Raw genomic sequence first — 19,352 nt, forward strand, 5'->3', positions numbered from 1 at the left:
GGGCCCCGCGTCCCACCCTAGCGCCTCCGGGCGCCCGCCGGGGGTCTCTATGTTCCACCCGCCGCCGTTGGGGGTCTGCGGGGGTTTTTGTTGGGGGGGGGCGCCCCGGCCCCCCCCGCCCCTCTCCTTATTCCGGCTTTACCAAAAACTGACCGGGTGGTCTTTCTCACCTCCCGTCAACCCTTTATTACGGTCGCGTAGGTCACAATCGAAGGTGCAAGATAAGCCCTTGTGGCAGACGATTCGAGAAACAAACAACGAGGCATCATCGGGTCGTACGCAGCGATTGGCGACAGCTTCACCGAAGGCGTCGGAGACCCCGGCCCAGGCGGGACACTCGTCGGCTGGGCCGACCGGCTCGCGGTGCTCCTCGCGGACCAGCTCCCGGGCCCCGACGCGACGGTCGCCCCCGCGGACGACACGCACGGCAACTTCCGGTACGCCAATCTCGCCGTACGCGGACGGCTCCTCGACCAGATAGTCGAGGAACAGGTCCCCCGAGCCAAGCAGCTGGCACCTGATCTGGTGAGCTTCTGCGCCGGCGGCAACGACATCCTCCGTCCCGGCTCCGACCCGGACGACGTGGCAGAGCGCTTCGAGCGCGCGGTCGCCGACCTGACGCAGGCCGTCGGCACGGTCTTGGTCACCACGGGCTTCGACACCCGTGGCATCCCCGTGCTCAAGCATCTGCGGGGCAAGATCGCCATGTACACCGCTCATGTCCGGTCCATCGCCGACCGCTACGACTGCCCGGTACTGGACCTGTGGTCCCTGCGGTCCGTGCAGGACAGGCGGGCGTGGGACAACGACCGGCTGCACCTCTCGGCGGAGGGGCACACCCGCGTCGCGCTGCGGGCCGCCCAGGTCCTCGGCCTCCAGGTGCCGGCCGACCCCGACCAGGTGTGGCCCCCGCAGGCACAGCGCGGAGCGCTCGAGGTCCGGCGCGACGACATCCAGTGGGCGCGCGAATACCTCGTCCCGTGGATCGGCCGCCGACTGCGCGGGGAGTCCTCCGGGGACCACGTCGAGGCCAAGCGCCCCGACCTCCTGCCGCTCTGACCGCTCGGCCGCTGCCCCGTCGTCAGGGGCCGGCCATGGGGAGCGGACGCCGGGCCGGGCCCGGCGGAACGAGCCCGTCCGATGCGGATACCCGCACCGGACGGGCGGGTATCCGCTCCAGCACGCCGCCCGCGAAGACGTCGTACAACGGCAGTGTCTCCAGGTGCACATAGCCGATGTGGCAGTCGCAGACACCGAGCGGGCAGCCACGCGGGCGGAGCGAACCCCGATAGCTGCCGTCATAGAGATTGCCCAGCTCGGCACGGACGAAGTGACAGCGCCGCACGGTCCCGTCACCGTCCACCGAGATCACCGACTCACCGGTCCGGCAGGGCAGGCCGGCCGAGCGGTGCGGGTGCCTGCTGTAGGCGAACAGCGGGTCCAGGGCCGTCCAGCGGGCCGCCTGCTCGTCCGTGTAGGTGTGCCCCTCCGCGGCGTTGACCCAGAGATACACCTCGGGCGGCAGCGCGGACCGCAGTCTTGCGGCCTCCTCCAGATGTTCGTCGAGACCGACGACACCCACGCTGAAGCGCACCCCGAGTGCCGTCAGCTCCCGGCACCTGCCGAGGAACCGTTCGTACGGCGTCTGCCCCGGGTGGTAGGTGCACCACAGGGCGACCTTGTCGCGGTCCGCGCCGGCCAGCCAGCCGGTACGGCCGCTGAGGTTGGTCTGGATGGCGACCCGGCCGATGTGCTCCAGCCGCGACAGCTCGACGATCGCCTTCCGGTACCAGGACCGCACCAGGCCCTCACCCCACGGGGTGAACAGCACCGACAGACGGTCACCGGTCTGTGCGGAGGCCCACGCGGTGAACCGCTCCAGGGCCGCACGGTCGGACCGGAGCTGCTCCACGCTGTCCCGCCGCTTGGCGAACGGGCAGTAGGGGCAGTCGTAGTCGCACGAGGCGAGCGGACCCCGGTAGAGGATCGTCAGATCCATGGGGGTGGCGGGCGCGTCGCTCATCGGCCCGCTCACTTCGCCTCGTACGCGGCCATCGCGGCCCGCACCGCCGGGGAGAACAACTCCGGTCCGAGGGCGTCGGAATGGGCCAGACCCTCGGGGGAGAGGCGCAGCAGCGCAGGTCCCGTCGTCCCGTCCAGCCATCTGCGCGCCGAGAAGAGCTCCAGCTCGGCGGGGAAGTCCTCGTACGGATCGGTGCCGAATCGCTCGTGGTACTCGGCGAGCCGCATGCCCTCGGCCTGGAGCAGCGACTGGAGCAGGTGACGCCGGCGCGCCTCGCCCTCGTCGACGTACCGGCCGACCTCCGCCCGGGAGAAGTCCCCGGCGGTGGTGAAGCCGTCGATGATGCCCCGGATCTCCCGCATCTCCACCGCGTAGTCGAAGGAGTAGTGCAGGGAGGAGGTGTACGAGCGAGCCCCGCAGCCGAGCCCGATCATGCCGTCGGTCTGGCACGCGTAGTCGTCGGGGCCCGCGTGCGGCGCGTCGGTGCGGCGGAACATGCGCATCGACACCTGCTCGTAGCCGTGGGCCAGCAGATGGTCGCGGCCCGCTCGGTACAGCCGCAGCCGCTGTTCGTCCCACGCGGTGTCCGGCCCTTCCGGTGCCTCCGCCCCGGGGCCCAGCCGCCCGAGCCCGGTCAGCGGGCGTACGTACAGCGGATAGAGGTAGAGCTCCTCCGGGCGCCAGGCCAGGGCGGCGTCCAGCGAGGTGCGCCAACTGGCCTCGGTCTGGCCCTCGATGCCGTAGATCAGGTCGATGTTGAGGACCGGGATGCGGGCGTCGCGGATCCGGCCTAGGGCCGCCTCCACCTCGGAGCGGCGCTGCGGGCGGACCGCGGCCCGGGCCTCGGCGTCCACGAAGCTCTGCACACCGATGCTGATCCGGGTGGTGCCCCGGCCGGCCAGGACGGCCAGCCGGTCCGCCGTCGCCGTCGACGGCGAGGTCTCCACCGAGAGAGGCACGGCCCTGAGGTCGGCACCCATCCGCTTCTCCGCGATGTCGCAGAGGCGCTCCAGCTCCCCGGCGGTGAGGAAGGTGGGGGTGCCGCCGCCGAACGCGGCGGCGGCGAAGCGCACCGGCTCGTCGTCGCCCAGCGCGTCCCGGACCGTGGCGGCCTGCCGGTCGAGCGCGTCGAGGTAGCGCGTCGTCAGCTCGTCGGGGGCGCCGATCCGGGTGAACAGGTTGCAGAAGCCGCAACGGACCTCGCAGAACGGTATGTGGAGGTAGAGGGAGAGCGCGTCCTTGCGCTCCGCCGCCCAGAGCTCGCTCAACCTGGGACGCCCGGCGGGGTGGCCGTCGAGCGGGCGGTAGGCCGTCTTGTGCGGGTAGGCGTAGACATAGCTGCGGTACGGGCTGGTGCTGTGCGTGGTGACGGTCATCGGGGCGCCCCGGGTTCGAGGAAGAAATGGGCATAGGGCACGGTCCATACGGCTTCGTGACCGATCCGGTGGCCGGTCCAGCCGTCGTCGCCGTATGCCGTGCCGTGATCGGAGCAGACGATGGCGAAGCACCGGCGTCGGCTGCTCGCCGCCGCGAAGAGGCGTCCTATGTGCCGGTCCACGTACTCCAGGGCAGCGGCGTGCGTGGCCATGGAGTCACCCGCCTCGGCGGTGGCGCCGGGCAGGTGGAACCAGTTGGGCTGGTGCAGCGCCGACACATTGACGAAGAGGAACAGCCTCTGGTCCTCCGGGAGTCCCGCGACCACCTGCTCGGCGCGTGAGACCTGTGACTCGAAGGACGTCGGAGACGCGACACCGAACTCCGGCTCCCAGTGGCTCTCCTGGAACATGCCGGGCAGCACCGAGCCGAGCGGCGGGCGGCGGTTGAAGAATCCCACGCCTCCGACGCACACGGTGCGATAGCCCACGGCGGCCAGTCCGGAGAGCAGATCGGGGGTCTCATGGACGAAGGTGCCGTCCGCGGTCGACTCACTGCCCGCGAAGCGTGCGGCGAACAGCCTCGGATGGGGACCGGGCACGGCGGGCGTCGGCAGGAAACCGGCGAAGATCGCCTGGTGGGAGGCGTAGGTGAAGCTGCCCGGCGCGTGCCTCTTCTCCCAGACGCCGCCGGGCAGATGCCGGGCTAGATGAGGGATGCGCCCGGCCGCGGCCAGTTCCGCGGCCACGTCGAACCGAAGGGTGTCCAGGGTGACGAGAAGGAGATCGTGGCTGCCCACGATCGCGTTCATGTCGGGGTCCGGGGCCCGGGCGTCGCCGGACATGGAGTCAGAGGGCGTCGATGGCACGGTCGTTCCTTGCTCGGTCGTTGCTCGCGGGACCGGGCCGGCGGCGGTCGCCGCCCGCCCGGTCCTCCTGTGAAGAAGCCGCCAGGACGGCGGCGATCTGCGCGCCGTACGTGTCCAGGCCCTCCGCGCCGCTGCCCGGCAGGCCGGTCAGCCGGGGGAGGAGGTCCCCGAACGCGTTCACCTCGCCGACGGCGAAGCGCCGCCAGCCGGCCGTGGGCAGCAGATCGACGCCCACGCACAGCGTGTCCGGGAAACAGGCGGCGGCCCGCTCGCACACGGCCAGGGCAGCCCTCCAACTGCCGCCCGCAGCCTCGACGGCGGCCCGCACCTGGTCCAGGTCGCCACGGGCCCCGCCCAGATGCAGATTGGTCATCGGGGACCGGCTGGTCCGGACGACCGCGTGCGTCGCCCGTCCCGCGACCACCACGACGCGGAGGTCGGCCGCCCGCCCCCGCTGGGAGGCCTTGGGCAGCCAGCGCTCGATGTGCAGCCCGTCCGGGGCCAGGGTGTCCACGAGGGCCGCCACCTCGCGCTCCGTCGTGCAGCGGCGTACCCGCAGCGAGTTGAACAGCCGGCCCTCCTCGTCCCGCTCCACCGAGGTGGCCGCCCGGATCCTGCCCGCGCCCGCCGTCTCCAGGGCCATCACGCCGGAGGCGGACGAGCCGTGCGCCGGCTTCACGAACACCCTGGGCATGCGATGGTCCGTCATCAGCCGGCGCACATCCGCCCACCCCCGCACGGGGGCCACGCCGGGCCCCGAGGTCGGGGATTCGGGCACCGGCACCCCCGCGGCGTCCAGTACGCCGTGACAGAGCCGCTTGTCGAACATCACCGCGATGTCCTCGGGGTCGTCCAGCAGCACCGCACCCGCCGCCGTGGCCGCCCGCGCCACCTCCCGCACGGCCGAGGTGAAGCGCGCGTACCAGCGGGCCGAACCCTCGACCCTGGTCGGATCGTCGACCCCGCGCAGGAGGCGGTCCACCTCGGCGTCCTCACCTGGCGAATCGATGCGCACGGTCTCCCCCGGAACGAAGCACGCCTCGCCCCGCAGCACCTCCAGCCAGGACACCGTGCGCGCGGCGGGCAGCCCGGCGGCGCGCACGGCGTCCTGGAAGAGGCCGACCCTGCGGTTGGCGGGAACGCCCACGACCGCGAGGCGCGGCGCCCGGTCAGGCGCTGAGGGCGACACAGCGCGCCTCGTGGTCCTCGGCGGCCCGGACGAGGACCGGCAGGCCGCGAAAGGTGTCGGGTCGAATGACGTCGGTCATGGCGGCGTCACTCCGCGACCGCGGTGTAGCGCCCCTCGGGGCCCTGTCCGTCCCACGGCTCGCAGCGACCGGACAGGTCGACCGACACCCCGTGCGGCTCCAGGGCCTCCGCGAGGCGGCGCTCCATCGGCTCGGTCAGGAAGTGGTGGTGCAGGTCCAGCGAGGCGAGATGGGTGAGCGGCTGGCCTTCGAGCAACGCCGACGCGCCCTCGTCGCCCAGCGTGCCGTTCGACAGGTCGAGCGTCCGGAGCTGCGCGACGACCGGTGCGGAACCGATCGCGGCCGCGATCTCGTTCTGCAACTCGCTGTTGCGCAGGCCCAGGTGGTGCAGCCGGGGGAAACGGGCACCGCTGAGCAGCGGCGCAAGGTCCGGGACCACCGCATCGCCCCCGTACGCGGACACGCCGAGCCACAGGTCCAGACGCTCCAGGGCCGGCAGCTCGCTGCCCAGCACTCCGCGCAGCGCCTCCCCGGGCAGGCCGCCGCTCTCGATGGTGAGCTCACGCAGGGCTTCGTGCGCGACGGGCGGGAAGACCAGGCCCGTGCCGCCGCGTATGCCGAGATGGGTCAGTGCCGGGAAAGCGGTGAGCAGAGCGGTGACATCGGACTGCTCGATCCACGAGATCTCGGCCTCCTCCGCCACGAGGTCCCCGACGAAGACGGCCTTGAGCGAGGTCAGCCGGTCCGCCGCGGCCACGACGAGCCCGATGGGGTAGGCGGAGTCCTCCTCGTACGACTCGCCCCACTGGCCGATGATCAGGGCGCCGACACGTGACGGGTCGACAGCTTCGAGGAAGGCGTGGAACTCCTCCTCCCACGTGCCGTCCTCCTCGTACGGATCGACGCTGACGCGCCAGGCCGCGGCATCGGCCGGGGGAAGGGGCGACCCCTCGTCCTCGCGCCGGAAATCGACGGCCGGAAGGCCGAGCAACTCGTGCAGACGGTCCGCGTCGGACATGACACCGATCTCCTGATGCTGGGGAGGGCTGATGTCCGCAAGGTTTATCAAGCGGCACTGACAACGGAGCGACCGGCCCCGGGCCGCCGTCGATGTCAGACCCCTCTCGTAGCGTTTTCCCTGTGACCGGCGCAGTGGGTGCCGGGGCGGAGGGGAGACGTCTGTGTATCGGCAGGGCGACGTACTGATGGTGGCTCTGGAGGAGGCGGACGTGCCCGCACCCTTCCTCGACGCACCGGGCGAACTGCGCGACGGCCGGGGGAGGCTGGTCCTGGCGCTGGGTGAGGTCACCGGCCACGCGCACGCGGTGCAGGGACCGGGACGGCTGATGCGGGAGGCCGGGCCGTTCGGCCCGATGCTGCTCCATCTCCCCGAGGGGGGACGCGTGGTCCACGAGGAGCATGCCGCGATAGCGCTGCCCAAGGGCTGGTTCCGCGTCGTGCGTCAGCGTGAGTACGCCCCGGGGGCGGTCCGGATGGTCGCGGACTGATCCTCCCGGGGCTCAGGACGGCCCGGCGATGTGCGGTCGGGAAACGGGAACAGGAAACGGAACAGGGGACGGGGAACACCGATGCAGTACGTGAACGCGTGGCGGGCCGTGGCGGCGGCGACGGGCAGGGCCGACCGTGGGGCGGCCGAGGGCGGGGTGCGGCTCGCCTACCGCAGCGCGGGGCTCGCGGAGCCGGAGCGCGTCATCTGGGCGGCCTCGCCCAGGGCGGCCGTCGAGGTGGTCGAGAAGCTGTCCGGCGCGGGACGCTCGGTGCGCGAAGAGGTCCGCACCCGCCCCTGGGCGGAGGAGCGGCGCCGGATGTACGACGAGCTGGGCCCGGCCGGCTGGTCCGCCCTGTGGTCCGCGACCGGCGCCCAGTTGTGGGAGACCACGGGCGCGCTTGCCGAGCGGATACGGGCGGGGATCGTCGCCGAACTCGCCACGCGGCCCGAGGACGAGCCCGACGTCCGCCTCCTGCTGCTCGACGCGGTCCTCGGCCAGCACGACGCGGCCTGGCTCGCGGCCTTCGACGGCCGGGGTCACCGCCTGACCGGACTGTCGGAGGTCGCCAGGAACGCCGGCTGGTGGTGGCCGTACGAGCACGCCGTGGTGATCAGCGAGCGCCCCGCGGAGCTCCACCGCGACGAGGCGGGGCGGCTCGACCGTGGCGACGGACCGGCTGTGGCCTATCCGGACGGCTTCGCCCTGTACGCCTGGCGCGGCATGCCCGTGCCGGTCGACTTCCTGGACGGCCTGGCGAGCCTGACTCCGGAGCGGATACGTGCCGAGGAGAACGCGGAACTGCGCCGTGTGATGCTCGAGTACTACGGCTACGACCGCTATCTCTCGGAGTCGGGCGCGGAGCCGGTGCACCGGGACGAGACCGGGATCCTCTGGCGCATCGCGATGGACGGTGACGAGGACGTCGTCATGGTCGAAGTCGTCAACTCCACCCCCGAGCCCGACGGAACGCACCGCGTCTACTGGCTCCGGGTGCCGCCGAGGACCCGGACCGCGAAGGAGGGCGTCGCCTGGACCTTCGGGATCGAGGGGGAGGCCTACGCCCCGGTGCGCCAGACCTGACCCGCCCGGCGGCCCCTCAGGCGGTCAGGGCCTCGTGGTCGATGCCGAGTTCGCGGGCGAGCGCCTCCTCGGTCCACTGCAGCATGGTGGCCCGGGAGAGCGGACCCGCGTACGACGTCATCTGGACGGCCAGCCCGTCCAGGAGCGCCGTCAGCCGCCAGGCCACGGACATCGGGTCGTCGCAGTGGAACTCACCCGCCGCCGCCCCCTCTTCGATCACCTCGGCAAGCTCGGCCTTCCACTGCTGGTCGAGGTCTTCGGCCACCTCGCGCAGCACCGGGTCACGGAGGGCGGAGGCCCAGCCCTCGATCCACAGCCGCCAGCCCTTCGCCTGTCCGGTCGGCGCGTACCAGCGAACGGCGGACCTGAGCCGCCGGACCGCGCTGGTACGCCGCGTCAGCAGCTTGCGCAGATGGGCGAGATCGGCCTCCGCCGCGTACGCGAACGCGGCGGCCACCAGTTTCTCCTTGGACGAGAAGTGGTAGAGCACCAGCGCGTTGCTCACCCCGAGAACGGCGGCCACATCGGCGATCCTCACCGCGGACACGCCCCGGACCTCGATCTGCTCGACGGCAGCGCGCAGGAGCTCCTCACGTCGCTCCGCCACACTCAGCCGCACTCTCGCCACGCCGTTACCCTAACCAACGCTCCGGCGCCGGTATCCGGCCCCCGTGCCCAGGGGGCTACCGGTACCAGCCGAACCGCTCCGCCATCACCGGCAGGCGGTCCGCGACGAGCGAGTGCGCCGCCGCCCGCGGGGTGCAGCCGTCCGCGGCCGCCCGCTCCAGAACGCCGTCCATCAGGACACGCATGGAGCGACGGGTGTGTCCGAACGCCTCCTCCGCATCGGGTCCGATGTCCCCGAACAGCGTCCACCACCACCACGCGTTCGTACCGGAGTTGACGACCACGTCGGGAAGAACCGTGATGCCGCGCTCGGCGAGCAGTGTCTCCGCCTCCGGGAGCACCGGCATGTTCGCCGCCTCGACCACCCAACGCGCTCTGACGGAGGCCTGGTTCACGGCGTCCACGGCGTACGACACCGCGGCCGGGACCAGCACCTCGGCGTCGGCGGCCAGCCAGGCGTCGGCCGGCAGCTCCTGGTCCCCGTCGCGCAGCGCGCGCCGGTCCACCGCCCCGTGCGCGTCCCGGGCGGCCAGCAGTGCCTCGACGTCCAGGCCGGCGGGATTGGCGATGGTGCCCCTGATGTCCGCGACCGCGACGACCGACAGCCCGGCCCGGGAAAGGAAGCGGGCCGTCGCCCCGCCCATGGTGCCGAACCCCTGCAGGGAGACCCGGGCACCGCCGTGCGCCACACCCGCGCGGTCCAGCGCGGCGAGCGTGGATTCCGCGACCCCGCACCCACCGACGAGCTCGTCCAGCCCGATCCCGTCGACCGTGACCGCGAAGGCGTCCGCGAGCCGTCGCCGTGCGCCCGCCTCGTCGTCCAGCAGGGGGTAGACCGCCTGGACCGTGGAGACGAGGCCGGCCTCGGCCGCCGCCCGGTCGACGAGATCCTGGCTCAGCCCGAGATCCTCGCCGGTCGTCCAGACGTTCTCGATGTAGGGACGCATCGCCCGCAGGAAGCGGACGAGCACCTCGTAGGCGGACGGGTCGCGCGGGTCGCAGTCGATGCCTCCCTTGGAGCCGCCCAGCGGGATGTAGCGCGTCCGCGGGGCGCCGGCGTCGAAGTGCAGGGCCTCCTTCATGGTCATGCCCCGCGCCAGGCCGGCCACCTCCGCGAGCGTGCAGCCCTTCCTCATCCGCAGGCCCCCGCTCGACACCCCGCGCACCAGCCGGTCGACGACGAGGTAACCCTCGGTGCCGGTGACGTGGTCCGTCCAGGTCAGGGACACCAGCGGGGCGGGGGAGAGGGACTGCATCGGGCGGCTCCTGGATTCACCTGTGTCGATGTACTGAACAGCGAGTCAGTATCAGGAGGATGGGAGGCGGCTGTCAACGTGTGCGGAACCCGGATGTGACATCGCCGTACGCCCGATGCGGAATCCTGCGGGGGGTACGGACGTTGGAGTCGGCATGACGGAACCCTCGCGTGCGGCGCTGCTACGACTCTTCGGGGAGTACGACGGCGGGGTGCTGGTCACCCTCAAGCGTGACGGCAGGCCCCAGCTGTCCAATGTGAATCACGCCTACTACCCCGAAGAGGGGGTGATCCGCGTGTCCATCACCGAGGGGCGCGCGAAGACCCGCAATCTCCGCCGGGATCCGCGGGCGAGCTACCACGTGACCAGCGAGGACCGGTGGGCCTGGACCGTCGCCGATGTGACCGCCGAGCTGACCCCGCCCGCCGCCGACCCGCGCGACGCGGTCGTGGAGCAGCTGGTCTCCCTCTACCGGGACGTGCGGGGAGAGCACCCGGACTGGGACGACTACCGCCGGGTGATGGTCCAGGACCGCAGAGTCGTCCTGACCCTGCGGATCGAGCATGTGTACGGTCAGCCGCGTGCCTGAGGCGGGGCCCACGTGGCACGGTTCCGGGTGATCCCCGACCGTGCTCCGTTCACCGCCGAGCTCTCGCTCGGTCCTGAATCCAGATCATAATGACGACACCGACTCCCTCAGGAGATGTTGTGACCGGCCCCGACAACCAGCCTTCGATCCGTACCAGACTCCGCTCGCTGCGCCCCGACGCCTTCGGCGCGGACCCGGCGGGGGTGCGGATGGAGCGGATCCGCCGCTCGCCCAATTTCGCCGACGGTGTCTTCCAGAACCCGGAGGGGGCGCGCACCAGGCCCTCCGGCTCCATGCTCGAATTCGCCAAGGTGTACTTCCACAAGGAGCAACGGGCCCGCAGGTCCCCTCTCGGCACCGTCCCGGTCCATGCCACGACCTTGGCCGATCTTGCCGCGCCGCCGGCGTCGGGCCTGCGGGTGACCTGGCTGGGCCACTCCAGCGTCCTCACCGAGATCGACGGCCGCAGGGTGCTGTTCGACCCGGTCTGGGGTGAGCGCTGCTCCCCGTTCGCGTTCGCCGGGCCCAAGCGGCTGCACCCCGTCCCGCTGCCGCTCGCCTCGCTCGGGCCGGTCGACGCCGTAGTGATCTCACATGACCACTACGACCACCTCGACCTGCCCACGATCAAGGCCCTGGCGGGGACGGACACGGTCTTCGCGGTGCCGCTCGGTGTAGGCGCCCACCTGGAGCGCTGGGGCGTGCCCCTGGACCGTATCCGCGAGCTCGACTGGAACGAGACCACGGAGATCGCGGGCGTCAGCCTGACCGCCACCCCCGCACGGCATTTCTGCGGCCGAGGGCTGCGCAACCAGCAGCACACGCTCTGGGCGTCGTGGGTCGTCGCGGGTCCGGAGCACCGGGTCTACCACAGCGGGGACACCGGCTACTTCTCCGGTTTCCGGGACATCGGCGCCGAGCACGGCCCCTTCGACGTGACGATGATCCAGGTCGGCGCCTACTCGGAGTACTGGCCCGACATCCACATGACACCGGCCGAGGGCCTGCGTGCCCACCTGGACCTCCAGGGCGGCAGGGCACACGGCGCGCTGATGCCGATCCACTGGGGCACCTTCAACCTCGCCCCGCACCCGTGGGCGGAGCCCGGGGAGTGGATGAAGGACGTGGCCGAGGAGGCGGGGCAGCCGGTGGCCTTCCCCCGCGCGGGCGAGCCGTTCGAACCGGCCGGCGAGCTTCCCACGGATGCTTGGTGGCGCGCGGTGTCGGCGCCCGTCGCGCACTGGTGGCGCCGTCCCGAGGTGGCGGACGCGGCACCACCGGTGCACCGGGAGGAAGTCGACCTCGCCGGCGAGCGGTGACGCAGGGCAAGGATGACGGGTGATGTGCCGCGCGAGGAGCCGGGCGGCCGTCGACGACCGGTCCTGACCGACAGTGCGGCACTGCCACGCCCACATGCCCGGGCGACGCGACGGGCCGGGTGAACGCACCACAACACATCCCGCGGCATCCGTGAGGAGTTTCCCCGCAGCACCCCTTCTGTTGGCCTGGTCCGGCTAGCTTCGCCTCGCCCGGTCCGGCACAGGAGAGGTACGTCCATGAGCACCCCGATCCACCGCTCCTCGACACGGCAGTCCGCAGCCGTCCTGAGCTCGGCCCGGCACCGTCGGGCAGGGAGCCGGACCGGGGGTACGTCCGCGCGCTCGACGGAGCACGCCCTCCTCGAGATGCAGTCCCGCGCCGGTAACCGTGCCGCGACCGCGGCGGTGCAGCGCGCCCAGGACACCGGGAACGGGAGGGCGGCGGGGAACGGCGGCACGCCCGCCGGAGCGAAGAAGAACTATCGCGACCGGATCGCCGGACTCCTCGACAGGTTCAAGAAGAACCTCGAGCCCGTCGACACCTTCATCAAGGGCGTCCAGACGCCCACCAACGCGGCCTTCACCCAGCAGGCCGCCGCCGCGGCCGACGAGGGCCTGAAGAACTCCGCCGCCGCCTCCGGCACGTCCGCGGCGTCGGGGAACCTCCTCACGGAGGCCGCCGGCACCGTGGTCAGTGGCATGGACGCGTACAAGAACATGAAGGACGCCACGAAGCACGGGACCGGGGCCGGTCACCACACGGCGAAGAAGAAGGCCAGGACCAAGGGGGCCGACACGGCCGTCGGCGCCGTCGCTTCGGGAAGCTACAGCGCCGCCGTCGCCAAGGAGGTGACCAAGATCCAGAAGGCTGCGGACGCCGCGGTGGCGTCCGAGGCGAGCGGGATCGCCAGCGCTTCCATCGGTGCGATCAAGGGTGTGCGGTCCGCATTCCGCGTCGGGGGAGCGGCCCGCAAGTACAAGCAGATCAAGGAGTTGGGGGATCCCCACCTCGTCCACGCGGGGTCGCTGGCCCGGCTGAACGAGTCGCGGGAGCAGGCCAACTGGGCCGCGGCGGAGGCCTACGTCGCGCTGGACGCCTACTGGAAGGCCGACGAGGGCCAGGGGCGGCTGGAGCTCGTCTCCGAGGCCGTCGACGCCGCGTGGGAGGCGATGGGGGAAGCCCGTGACGCCGCCGAGAGCCTCCAGCGCGCCGAGAAGGACGTGGAAAGGCTGAGCACCTTGCAGGGGTACGCGAAGAAGAAGCAGCTCACCAAGATCGGCAAGGAGACGGTCGGCGGCGGGTTGGGCGAGACCACCAAGGCCGCGGCCGGCGTCGTGACGGCGGTCGCGGCGGGAACGGCCGGGCTCGCGAGCAACCCGGTCGGATGGGGCCTCGCCGGGGCAGGGGCCGGCCTCGTCCTCGGCGTCACCATGTACAAGGCGCTCCGCGCCGCCACGAAGCGCTACGAGGAGGTCCGTCACCCCGAGCGCTGGGGGCCGCAGGGCGAGACCCCGGCGGAGGCCGCGTCCCGCAAGGAGTCGCTGCAGCATGCCCTGAAGTTCTGGAAGAAGGTGTCGAAAGGCGAACGCCTGGCCATGGCGCGCGAGATCTACGCCCTGGCGGCAGGTCCCGACATCTCCGGCAGCGGCAGCACGGCGGCCGAGATGCGCGAGTCCGCCAGGGCCCTGCTCATCGCACTCAAAGCAGGCCCGGCCAAGCACAATCTGGAGCCGGAAGCGTGGGCCGAGACCCTCAACGACCCCACGAGGAGCGCCGGCTGGGTCCAGGAGATAGCGGAGCAATTGGCCTCGGGGTGACCGGGCGGCTCGACCGCCGTGGACATGCGCCTGCGTGCTCGCTGGTCCTGGACCGCCGACCGGCTCATGACGTCCGGCCTTCCACGGCCGCGTACACGAAGACCAGCATGAACGCGCTGCCGATCGGCGTGTCGGTCCAGGCGTTCACCCCGTCGACCCCGATGTGCTCCGGCATCCGCCCCGGTCCCGGCTTCTGCCGCTGATCCGTCGAGCAGGCGGCCCCGGGCTCAGGGCGTGCCGGGCGCCGGGCGCTCGGGACGCGGCGTTGCCGCCAGAGGCGGGGAGAGGAGCGGTTCGAGCAGCTCGGCGAGCTGCTCGCGCTGCCCCGGACCGAGCCGGCCGGTGGCCGGCGCGAGGGCGTCCCGGGCTTCCTCGTACAGGCGCTGGGTGAGGCCGCGCCCTTCCTCGGTGATCAGGACCACGACGGCGCGCTTGTCCTCGGGGCTGGTGCCGCGTGTCAGCAGCCCACGCCGTTCGGCACGGGCGACGAGGCCGGACAGGGTCGACTTGTCCAGCCCCAGGAAGGCCGCGAGGTCGCTCATGCGAGGGCTCCGGTCGCGCAGGATGCCGAGCACGCGCAGCTGGGTGAGGGACAGGTCGTACTCAGCGCCGACGCGGGTGAGTACGCCCATGACCTGGAAGGCGCTGCGGACCAGGCCGTCGATCAGGTCGTCCGTGGAGTCGTCGGGAGCCATGGGGGCAACCCTACTTGACATTGTTTGCATTACCAATAACTCTGATTCTGATTGGTAATGCAAACCAACCGGGGGAGCCCCTCATGCATGCTGCTGTCATCACCGCGTACGACGCACCGCCCGTCCACGGCGAGCACCCCGAGCCCATGGCCCGGGGTGAGCACGAGATTGTCGTGGACGTCCTGGCCGCGGGCCTGCACCACCTGACCCGGGCCAAGGCGGCCGGCACCCACTACTCCGCCACCGGCGTCTTCCCGCTGGTGCCGGGCGCCGACGGCGTCGTGCGCGACTCCTCGGGCCGCCTGCGTTACGCGGTCCTGGAGGACACGAACCTCGGCACCTTCGCCGAGCGCACGGTGATCGACGTACGCCGAAGCGTCGTCCTGCCCGACGACGTGGATCCCGTCCGGATCGCCGCAGCGATGAACCCGGGCATGTCTTCCTGGGTCGCCCTGCGCCGCCGCATCGCCTTCCGTGAGGGGCAGCGGGTGCTCATCCTCGGCGCCACCGGCAGCGCCGGACGCATGGCCATCCAGATCGCCAAGCGGTTCGGCGCCGCCCAGGTGTTCGCCGCAGGCCGCGACGCCACCCGCCTCGAGGCACTGTCCGGCCTCGGCGCGGACCGGGTGCTCACCTACGACGACATCGCCGCCGCGGCCGACGTCGACGTGGTCCTCGACTTCGTATGGGGCGCTCCCGCCGCCGGAGCCGTGCTTCCGATGCTCACCGCCCGTGCCGACCGCTCCGCCCCGCTGACCTGGATCCAGATCGGCTCCATGGCGGGCGAGTCCGCCCCGATCCCCTCCGCGGCGCTGCGTGCGGCCCGGCTGAACATCGTGGGCAGCGGCATCGGCTCGGTCTCTCCCCGTGACTTCATCGCCGAGCTGCCCGAACTGGCGCAAGCGGTGACCGAGGGCGCCCTCGACGTCCGGGCCCGTGCCGTGCCGCTGGCCCGGATCTCGCGGGCATGGTCCGAGAAGACCGGCGAGCGGCTGGTCCTCGTGCCCTGAAGCCCTTGGCACGCGCTCGCGCGGCGCGGTGGAGCAGGCGCGACGTCACCCGACGGGGGACTGCGTCCCCAGAACGTCGAGGAGCGCCAGACCGTCGGCGTCCACGGTGCCGGGCTGAGCCGTGTAGACCATGACACGCAGGTCGCTGCCGGCCACGCTGAGCACGTCGCAGTCCAGGGTCAGGGCGCCGACGTGGGGGTGGTCGATGGTCTTGCGGGAGGCCCGGTGCTCGCTGACGGGGCCTGACTTCCACAACGCGTCGAAGTGGGCGCTGCGACGGCGCAGCCCGGCGATGAGGGACCGCAGGTCCGCATCGTCGGGATAGCGGCCGGCGGTGCGGCGCAGGTCGGCGGCGTGCGCCGCCTGGAGTGCCCCCTTGGACTCAGGAGTGTGGCGTACGCGGCTGTGCGGACTGAGGAAGTTGCGCCGGACCGCGTTGAGGTCGTCGCCGTGCCATTCCCCCAAGAGTGCCGTGTACAGAGGGTTGGCGAGCAGTTGGTTCCAGGCGGCGTCGAAGACGGCGACCGGTGTGCCGGTCAGACGGTCCAGCATGCGGTGGACGCCGGGGGTGATGTGCTGCGGGATCGTGCCCGGGCCGGGCGGGGCGAGGCCGGCCAGGCGGAAGAGGTGGGCTCGTTCGTCCTGGGTGAGTCGCAGGGCGCGGGCGAGCGCTTCGACGACCTGGGGGGAGGGGTTGGCGGCGCGTCCCTGTTCCAGCCGGACCAGGTAGTCGGTGGAGATGCCGGCCAGCTGTGACAGCTCCTCGCGGCGCAGTCCGGTGGCGCGCCTGCGTGAGCCCACGGGCAGGCCGACGGCCTGGGCCGGGATGTGATCGCGCCAGTGGCGCAGGGCCGTGCCGAGTTCCGTGGTCGCCATGCCATCGATTGTGGCAAGAGAGCCGTCACCTGTCCTGGTACCGCCATTCCCATGAGAACGGGTCTACTGGCTGATCACGCGCTTCCCGCCGACCATGAAGGCATGAAAGAGGTACGAACGCCCGCACGGCCCGTCGTGGGGTTCCTCGGGCCGGTGGCCAGGGCACACGCGCCGGCGCGGCTCGTGCACCGCCTCAACGCCTGAACGAAAACCTCGGCCACCTCCCCCTCGCTCGAAGCGACTCCAGGCCTCCACCTCACTCCGTCAGAGACTCACTCCGGCCGCTTCGGCCGGCACCCGAAAGGCACATACCCCCATGGACAAGCTCGCCCTCGTCACCGGTGCCACCTCCGGCATCGGCAAGGCATTCGCCGACCGCCTTGCCACCGACGGCCATGACCTGATCATCGTCGGCCGCCGCAAGGACCGCCTCGAGGAGTTCGCGGCCGCCCACCCCGGCGTCACGGTCCGCGCCGTCGCCGCCGACCTGTCCACCGACACCGGCATCGACACCGTCGCCGGCATCTGCGCCGCCGAGCCGCTGACCATGCTCGTCAACAACGCCGGCGTCGCCCACTACATGCCATTGGCCGAACTGCCCGCGGACAAGGCCCGTGAGCTCGTCCACGTCAAGGTGCTCGCCCCCACCCTGCTCACCCGCGCCGTCGTCGCCGGCATGCGGGAACGCGGTGAGGGGAAGATCATCAACGTTGCCGGAATGATCGCTTTCAGCGGTCCCGCCGACACCTCGGTCATGCCGCGCCGCGCCGTCTACGCCGGCTCCCTGGCCCACCTCGTCGCCATGTCCCAGACCCTCAGCGCCGAACTCGAGGACACCGGCGTCCAGGTCCAGGTCCTGTGCCCCGGTGTCGTCGCCACCGAATTCCACGAGCGCCAGGGCCTCGACATGAGTGTCGTTCCCCGTATGAGTGCCGAGGACGTCGTCACTGCCGGCCTGCGCGGACTCGAACTCGGCGAGGTCGTCTGCGCGCCCGGCGTCGAGGACACCCGCCTCCTCGACGCCGTGTTCCGGGCCGACCTCGCTGCCTTCGGCGGGCAGAGCCCCGAACTCGCCTCCCGCTACCGGACCGACTGAACCTCCGCCGGTAGGTGCTCACCACGGGGAAGACGCCGGGGGGCCCCGACGGGGGTCAGGGTGTGGGCGAGGCCTCGGTGAGCGACATCCACTCCCGGACCGTGTCCTGGTGCGAACCGCTCGCTGTGCTCACGCTCACGGCCTTCGCGTCCTCGACGGAGCACGGCGTACCTGCCCGGGTGAGCAGGACGAGTGGCCACTCAGGGCCCGTACCCTCCGACCCCCCGTCGAAGGCGGTCCAGTCCCAGGGGCCGCCGAACAGCCAGGCCCGGCCGACGGCGTCAGCGACTTCGTCGCCCGCCTGGAGAGACGCGTAGGGGCGCATCAGCAGTTCGAAGGTGAAGGGGATTCCGTCGCCGGGGTGAATGGCGTAACCCGAGCCGTCGAGATGGCTCTCGTCCGGGAACTCGCGATAGGACAGTCCTCGGGGCAGCACGCTCACGCTCCGGGTGGGGTGCGGCAGCCAGGCTGTCTCCAGCGGAGGATCGTGGTGGTCGACGGCCGTCACGTGCACCACGGTGGGTGGCACGCCGACACGGCAGACGTCTCCTGCCTTGAGTCGCTCGGGCGGAGGATCTGTCCGGAACAGCTCCGCCTCCACCTCAGGCGCGGCGTTCCCCTTGCTGACCACGCCGAGGGCGACGATCCCGTTCCAGTGCGCGAACTCGTTGTCCCTGTCGATCTCCCACCACGGCCACCGGACCGCTACGTGGTCCCGCGTCACACCCTGCTCGACCCTGGTAACCGTGAAGGGGCAGGCCACCAACAGCACGTCACCGGCCCTGAAGTCCCCCTCACCCGTCATGGGGCCAGCGTAGACGAGCCTTTGGGCGCTCCCGGCGGACCTACCGGCCAGGCCGCCACGTGGTCCCGGGGGCCGGCCGGGGGCCCCACGGTCCGAAAAGCCGACGCACGCTTCGGTTTCCGAGGCGGGCGTCCGCGCCTCAGTGCGGGAAGCGGCGGGGCGGGCGAGTCACTGTGGATTCGCGGAACTCGGCTATGCGCGAGTGGACTTGGCGCATCAGGTAGGTGTCCTCGATCCGATCCAGGTACAGACAGCGGGCAGCAAGGCCCGGGAGGTCGAAGGCGAAGTACAGGGACATCAGCGGGTTCACGAACAACTCGCCGCCCCGGGTGCGTTCGGTGAACTGCACGTCCCCGAACGAGCCGCGCACGGCTGCCGCGATCGAACCGTTCACGATGCTCGGGTGCTGTGGGGTGTGATGCTGAGCGTGCTCCACCGCGTCGAGGTAGAGAGCCCCCTCGCGGGTGGCGCGCGGTATCGAGAACGCGCCGAGGTACGCGCCGTCGCGCTCCAGAGCGGCGATGTTCTCCAGTACGAGTGAGTGGTTGACGCCGTGGTACGCGTCCACGCCGAACCCGACCGACACGACGAGACGCGTCGGTATGTCGTCCAGCGCGGCCAGCGCCGCCACGCTGGCCAGATCCTCCTCCGGAGTGCCGAGTCCGGCTTCGTCACCCCGCATCAGGATGTCCGTACCGCCGTCGACCAGCACCACGGCGTCGATCCGGTGCAGCCCGACCAGCGCCTGGTAGGCCGAGCGCAGCGGACGCACCCCGGTCTGGGGGAAGGCGTACACGGTGGACGGGTAATCGTGCTGGTGCAGCCACTGGGCAAGTGTCCGCTCCGGGAAGTAGCTCTGGTGCAGAGCGGAACCAGGAGTGACGGCGGCCAGGTCGGGGGCAGCCCAGTCATCGGTCGGGAGGCCTTCGAGCGCGCTGAAGGAGAGGTTGGCGAGATGCACCTGCTTGCCTTGATGCAGGAGGGAGAGAGCCAACGGCAGGCCGGAGTAGATGTCGAAGCCGCCTCCCGCGCCCGCGACGAGGATCCGTTCGGCGTCCGCGAGCCGGGTGAAGAGCGGGTTCGAGTGAAGGGACGTCATGCGGGTCATTGTCCAAGGCCGGCACCCCTGAGTGGTTGTCGCGGCGACGGAGCCACGGAGCAGCCGGACTCCCGGCCTCCGGCTCTGTGATCCCCTCC

At 71.6% G+C, this 19,352-nt stretch carries 19 protein-coding genes; 8 read left to right on the top strand and 11 right to left on the bottom strand.

Annotated features, from left to right (window positions below):
- Window positions 1-231: 231 nt before the first annotated feature.
- Window positions 232-1,059, top strand: coding sequence for an SGNH/GDSL hydrolase family protein (locus tag ACIP63_RS35105; protein WP_401524174.1), 828 nt, complete (start codon window positions 232-234; stop codon window positions 1,057-1,059).
- Window positions 1,060-1,081: 22 nt separating this feature from the next.
- Here ACIP63_RS35105 and ACIP63_RS35110 read toward each other — a convergent pair whose 3' ends face one another.
- From ACIP63_RS35110 to ACIP63_RS35130, 5 genes are all read right to left on the bottom strand, one after another.
- Complete coding sequence (locus tag ACIP63_RS35110) at window positions 1,082-1,999, bottom strand: STM4011 family radical SAM protein (protein WP_401524528.1); 918 nt, start codon at window positions 1,997-1,999, stop codon at window positions 1,082-1,084.
- A gap of 32 nt (window positions 2,000-2,031) precedes the next feature.
- Window positions 2,032-3,399, bottom strand: a complete 1,368-nt coding sequence (locus ACIP63_RS35115; protein ID WP_401524177.1) for an STM4012 family radical SAM protein — start codon at window positions 3,397-3,399, stop codon at window positions 2,032-2,034.
- Window positions 3,396-4,208, bottom strand: a complete 813-nt coding sequence (locus ACIP63_RS35120) for an STM4013/SEN3800 family hydrolase (protein ID WP_401524531.1) — start codon at window positions 4,206-4,208, stop codon at window positions 3,396-3,398. Before ACIP63_RS35120 ends, ACIP63_RS35115 begins: the two co-directional genes overlap by 4 nt.
- A gap of 37 nt (window positions 4,209-4,245) precedes the next feature.
- The gene (locus ACIP63_RS35125) at window positions 4,246-5,454 is read right to left on the bottom strand and encodes an STM4014 family protein (RefSeq protein ID WP_401524180.1); all 1,209 of its coding nucleotides are present in this window, start codon (window positions 5,452-5,454) and stop codon (window positions 4,246-4,248) included.
- An 86-nt stretch (window positions 5,455-5,540) separates the two neighbouring features.
- Entirely contained in the window at window positions 5,541-6,491 is a 951-nt protein-coding gene (locus ACIP63_RS35130) for an STM4015 family protein (RefSeq protein ID WP_401524183.1), read from the bottom strand.
- Window positions 6,492-6,654: 163 nt separating this feature from the next.
- On the opposite strand from ACIP63_RS35130, the gene ACIP63_RS35135 reads away from it, so the two are divergent.
- Window positions 6,655-6,981 carry a hypothetical protein gene (locus tag ACIP63_RS35135; protein ID WP_401524186.1) on the top strand — a complete coding sequence of 109 codons (327 nt, stop codon included), beginning with the start codon at window positions 6,655-6,657 and terminating at the stop codon, window positions 6,979-6,981.
- A gap of 81 nt (window positions 6,982-7,062) precedes the next feature.
- The gene (locus ACIP63_RS35140; RefSeq protein ID WP_401524189.1) at window positions 7,063-8,064 is read left to right on the top strand and encodes a DUF6745 domain-containing protein; all 1,002 of its coding nucleotides are present in this window, start codon (window positions 7,063-7,065) and stop codon (window positions 8,062-8,064) included.
- Between the two features lie 16 nt (window positions 8,065-8,080).
- On the opposite strand, the gene ACIP63_RS35145 is transcribed toward ACIP63_RS35140, so the two are convergent.
- Together ACIP63_RS35145 and ACIP63_RS35150 are read right to left on the bottom strand one after the other, a co-directional pair.
- Window positions 8,081-8,671, bottom strand: a complete 591-nt coding sequence (locus ACIP63_RS35145; protein ID WP_401524533.1) for a TetR/AcrR family transcriptional regulator — start codon at window positions 8,669-8,671, stop codon at window positions 8,081-8,083.
- A gap of 76 nt (window positions 8,672-8,747) precedes the next feature.
- Window positions 8,748-9,947: a Glu/Leu/Phe/Val dehydrogenase dimerization domain-containing protein gene (locus tag ACIP63_RS35150; RefSeq protein WP_401524192.1), complete on the bottom strand. Its 1,200-nt coding sequence runs from the start codon at window positions 9,945-9,947 to the stop codon at window positions 8,748-8,750.
- A gap of 154 nt (window positions 9,948-10,101) precedes the next feature.
- Between ACIP63_RS35150 and ACIP63_RS35155 the strand changes: the two genes are divergently transcribed.
- The 3 genes from ACIP63_RS35155 to ACIP63_RS35165 all read left to right on the top strand — a co-directional run bounded on the left by ACIP63_RS35155 (window position 10,102) and on the right by ACIP63_RS35165 (window position 13,673).
- The gene (locus tag ACIP63_RS35155; RefSeq protein ID WP_401524195.1) at window positions 10,102-10,536 is read left to right on the top strand and encodes a PPOX class F420-dependent oxidoreductase; all 435 of its coding nucleotides are present in this window, start codon (window positions 10,102-10,104) and stop codon (window positions 10,534-10,536) included.
- An 89-nt stretch (window positions 10,537-10,625) separates the two neighbouring features.
- On the top strand, window positions 10,626-11,855 hold the full coding sequence (locus tag ACIP63_RS35160) for an MBL fold metallo-hydrolase (protein WP_401524198.1): 1,230 nt from the start codon (window positions 10,626-10,628) through the stop codon (window positions 11,853-11,855).
- A gap of 237 nt (window positions 11,856-12,092) precedes the next feature.
- Entirely contained in the window at window positions 12,093-13,673 is a 1,581-nt protein-coding gene (locus tag ACIP63_RS35165) for a hypothetical protein (RefSeq protein WP_401524200.1), read from the top strand.
- A 227-nt stretch (window positions 13,674-13,900) separates the two neighbouring features.
- Here ACIP63_RS35165 and ACIP63_RS35170 read toward each other — a convergent pair whose 3' ends face one another.
- Window positions 13,901-14,368 (bottom strand): MarR family winged helix-turn-helix transcriptional regulator, encoded by a 468-nt coding sequence (locus tag ACIP63_RS35170; protein ID WP_401524203.1) that lies wholly within the window; start codon window positions 14,366-14,368, stop codon window positions 13,901-13,903.
- 83 nt (window positions 14,369-14,451) lie between these two features.
- Here ACIP63_RS35170 and ACIP63_RS35175 point away from each other — a divergent pair, with 83 nt between their 5' ends.
- Window positions 14,452-15,378 (top strand): zinc-binding alcohol dehydrogenase family protein, encoded by a 927-nt coding sequence (locus tag ACIP63_RS35175; protein WP_401524205.1) that lies wholly within the window; start codon window positions 14,452-14,454, stop codon window positions 15,376-15,378.
- Window positions 15,379-15,423: 45 nt separating this feature from the next.
- Here the strand turns inward: ACIP63_RS35175 and ACIP63_RS35180 are convergent, their stop codons facing one another.
- Window positions 15,424-16,254 (bottom strand): helix-turn-helix transcriptional regulator, encoded by an 831-nt coding sequence (locus ACIP63_RS35180; RefSeq protein WP_401524208.1) that lies wholly within the window; start codon window positions 16,252-16,254, stop codon window positions 15,424-15,426.
- Between the two features lie 316 nt (window positions 16,255-16,570).
- Here ACIP63_RS35180 and ACIP63_RS35185 point away from each other — a divergent pair, with 316 nt between their 5' ends.
- Window positions 16,571-17,350 carry an SDR family NAD(P)-dependent oxidoreductase gene (locus tag ACIP63_RS35185; RefSeq protein ID WP_401524210.1) on the top strand — a complete coding sequence of 260 codons (780 nt, stop codon included), beginning with the start codon at window positions 16,571-16,573 and terminating at the stop codon, window positions 17,348-17,350.
- A 55-nt stretch (window positions 17,351-17,405) separates the two neighbouring features.
- Here ACIP63_RS35185 and ACIP63_RS35190 read toward each other — a convergent pair whose 3' ends face one another.
- Window positions 17,406-18,155 (bottom strand): hypothetical protein, encoded by a 750-nt coding sequence (locus ACIP63_RS35190; protein ID WP_401524213.1) that lies wholly within the window; start codon window positions 18,153-18,155, stop codon window positions 17,406-17,408.
- 139 nt (window positions 18,156-18,294) lie between these two features.
- The gene (locus ACIP63_RS35195; RefSeq protein WP_401524216.1) at window positions 18,295-19,254 is read right to left on the bottom strand and encodes a DUF1152 domain-containing protein; all 960 of its coding nucleotides are present in this window, start codon (window positions 19,252-19,254) and stop codon (window positions 18,295-18,297) included.
- Window positions 19,255-19,352 lie beyond the last annotated feature (98 nt).

The organism is Streptomyces sp. NPDC088746 (genome assembly GCF_044751065.1).
GTDB lineage: Bacteria > Actinomycetota > Actinomycetes > Streptomycetales > Streptomycetaceae > Streptomyces.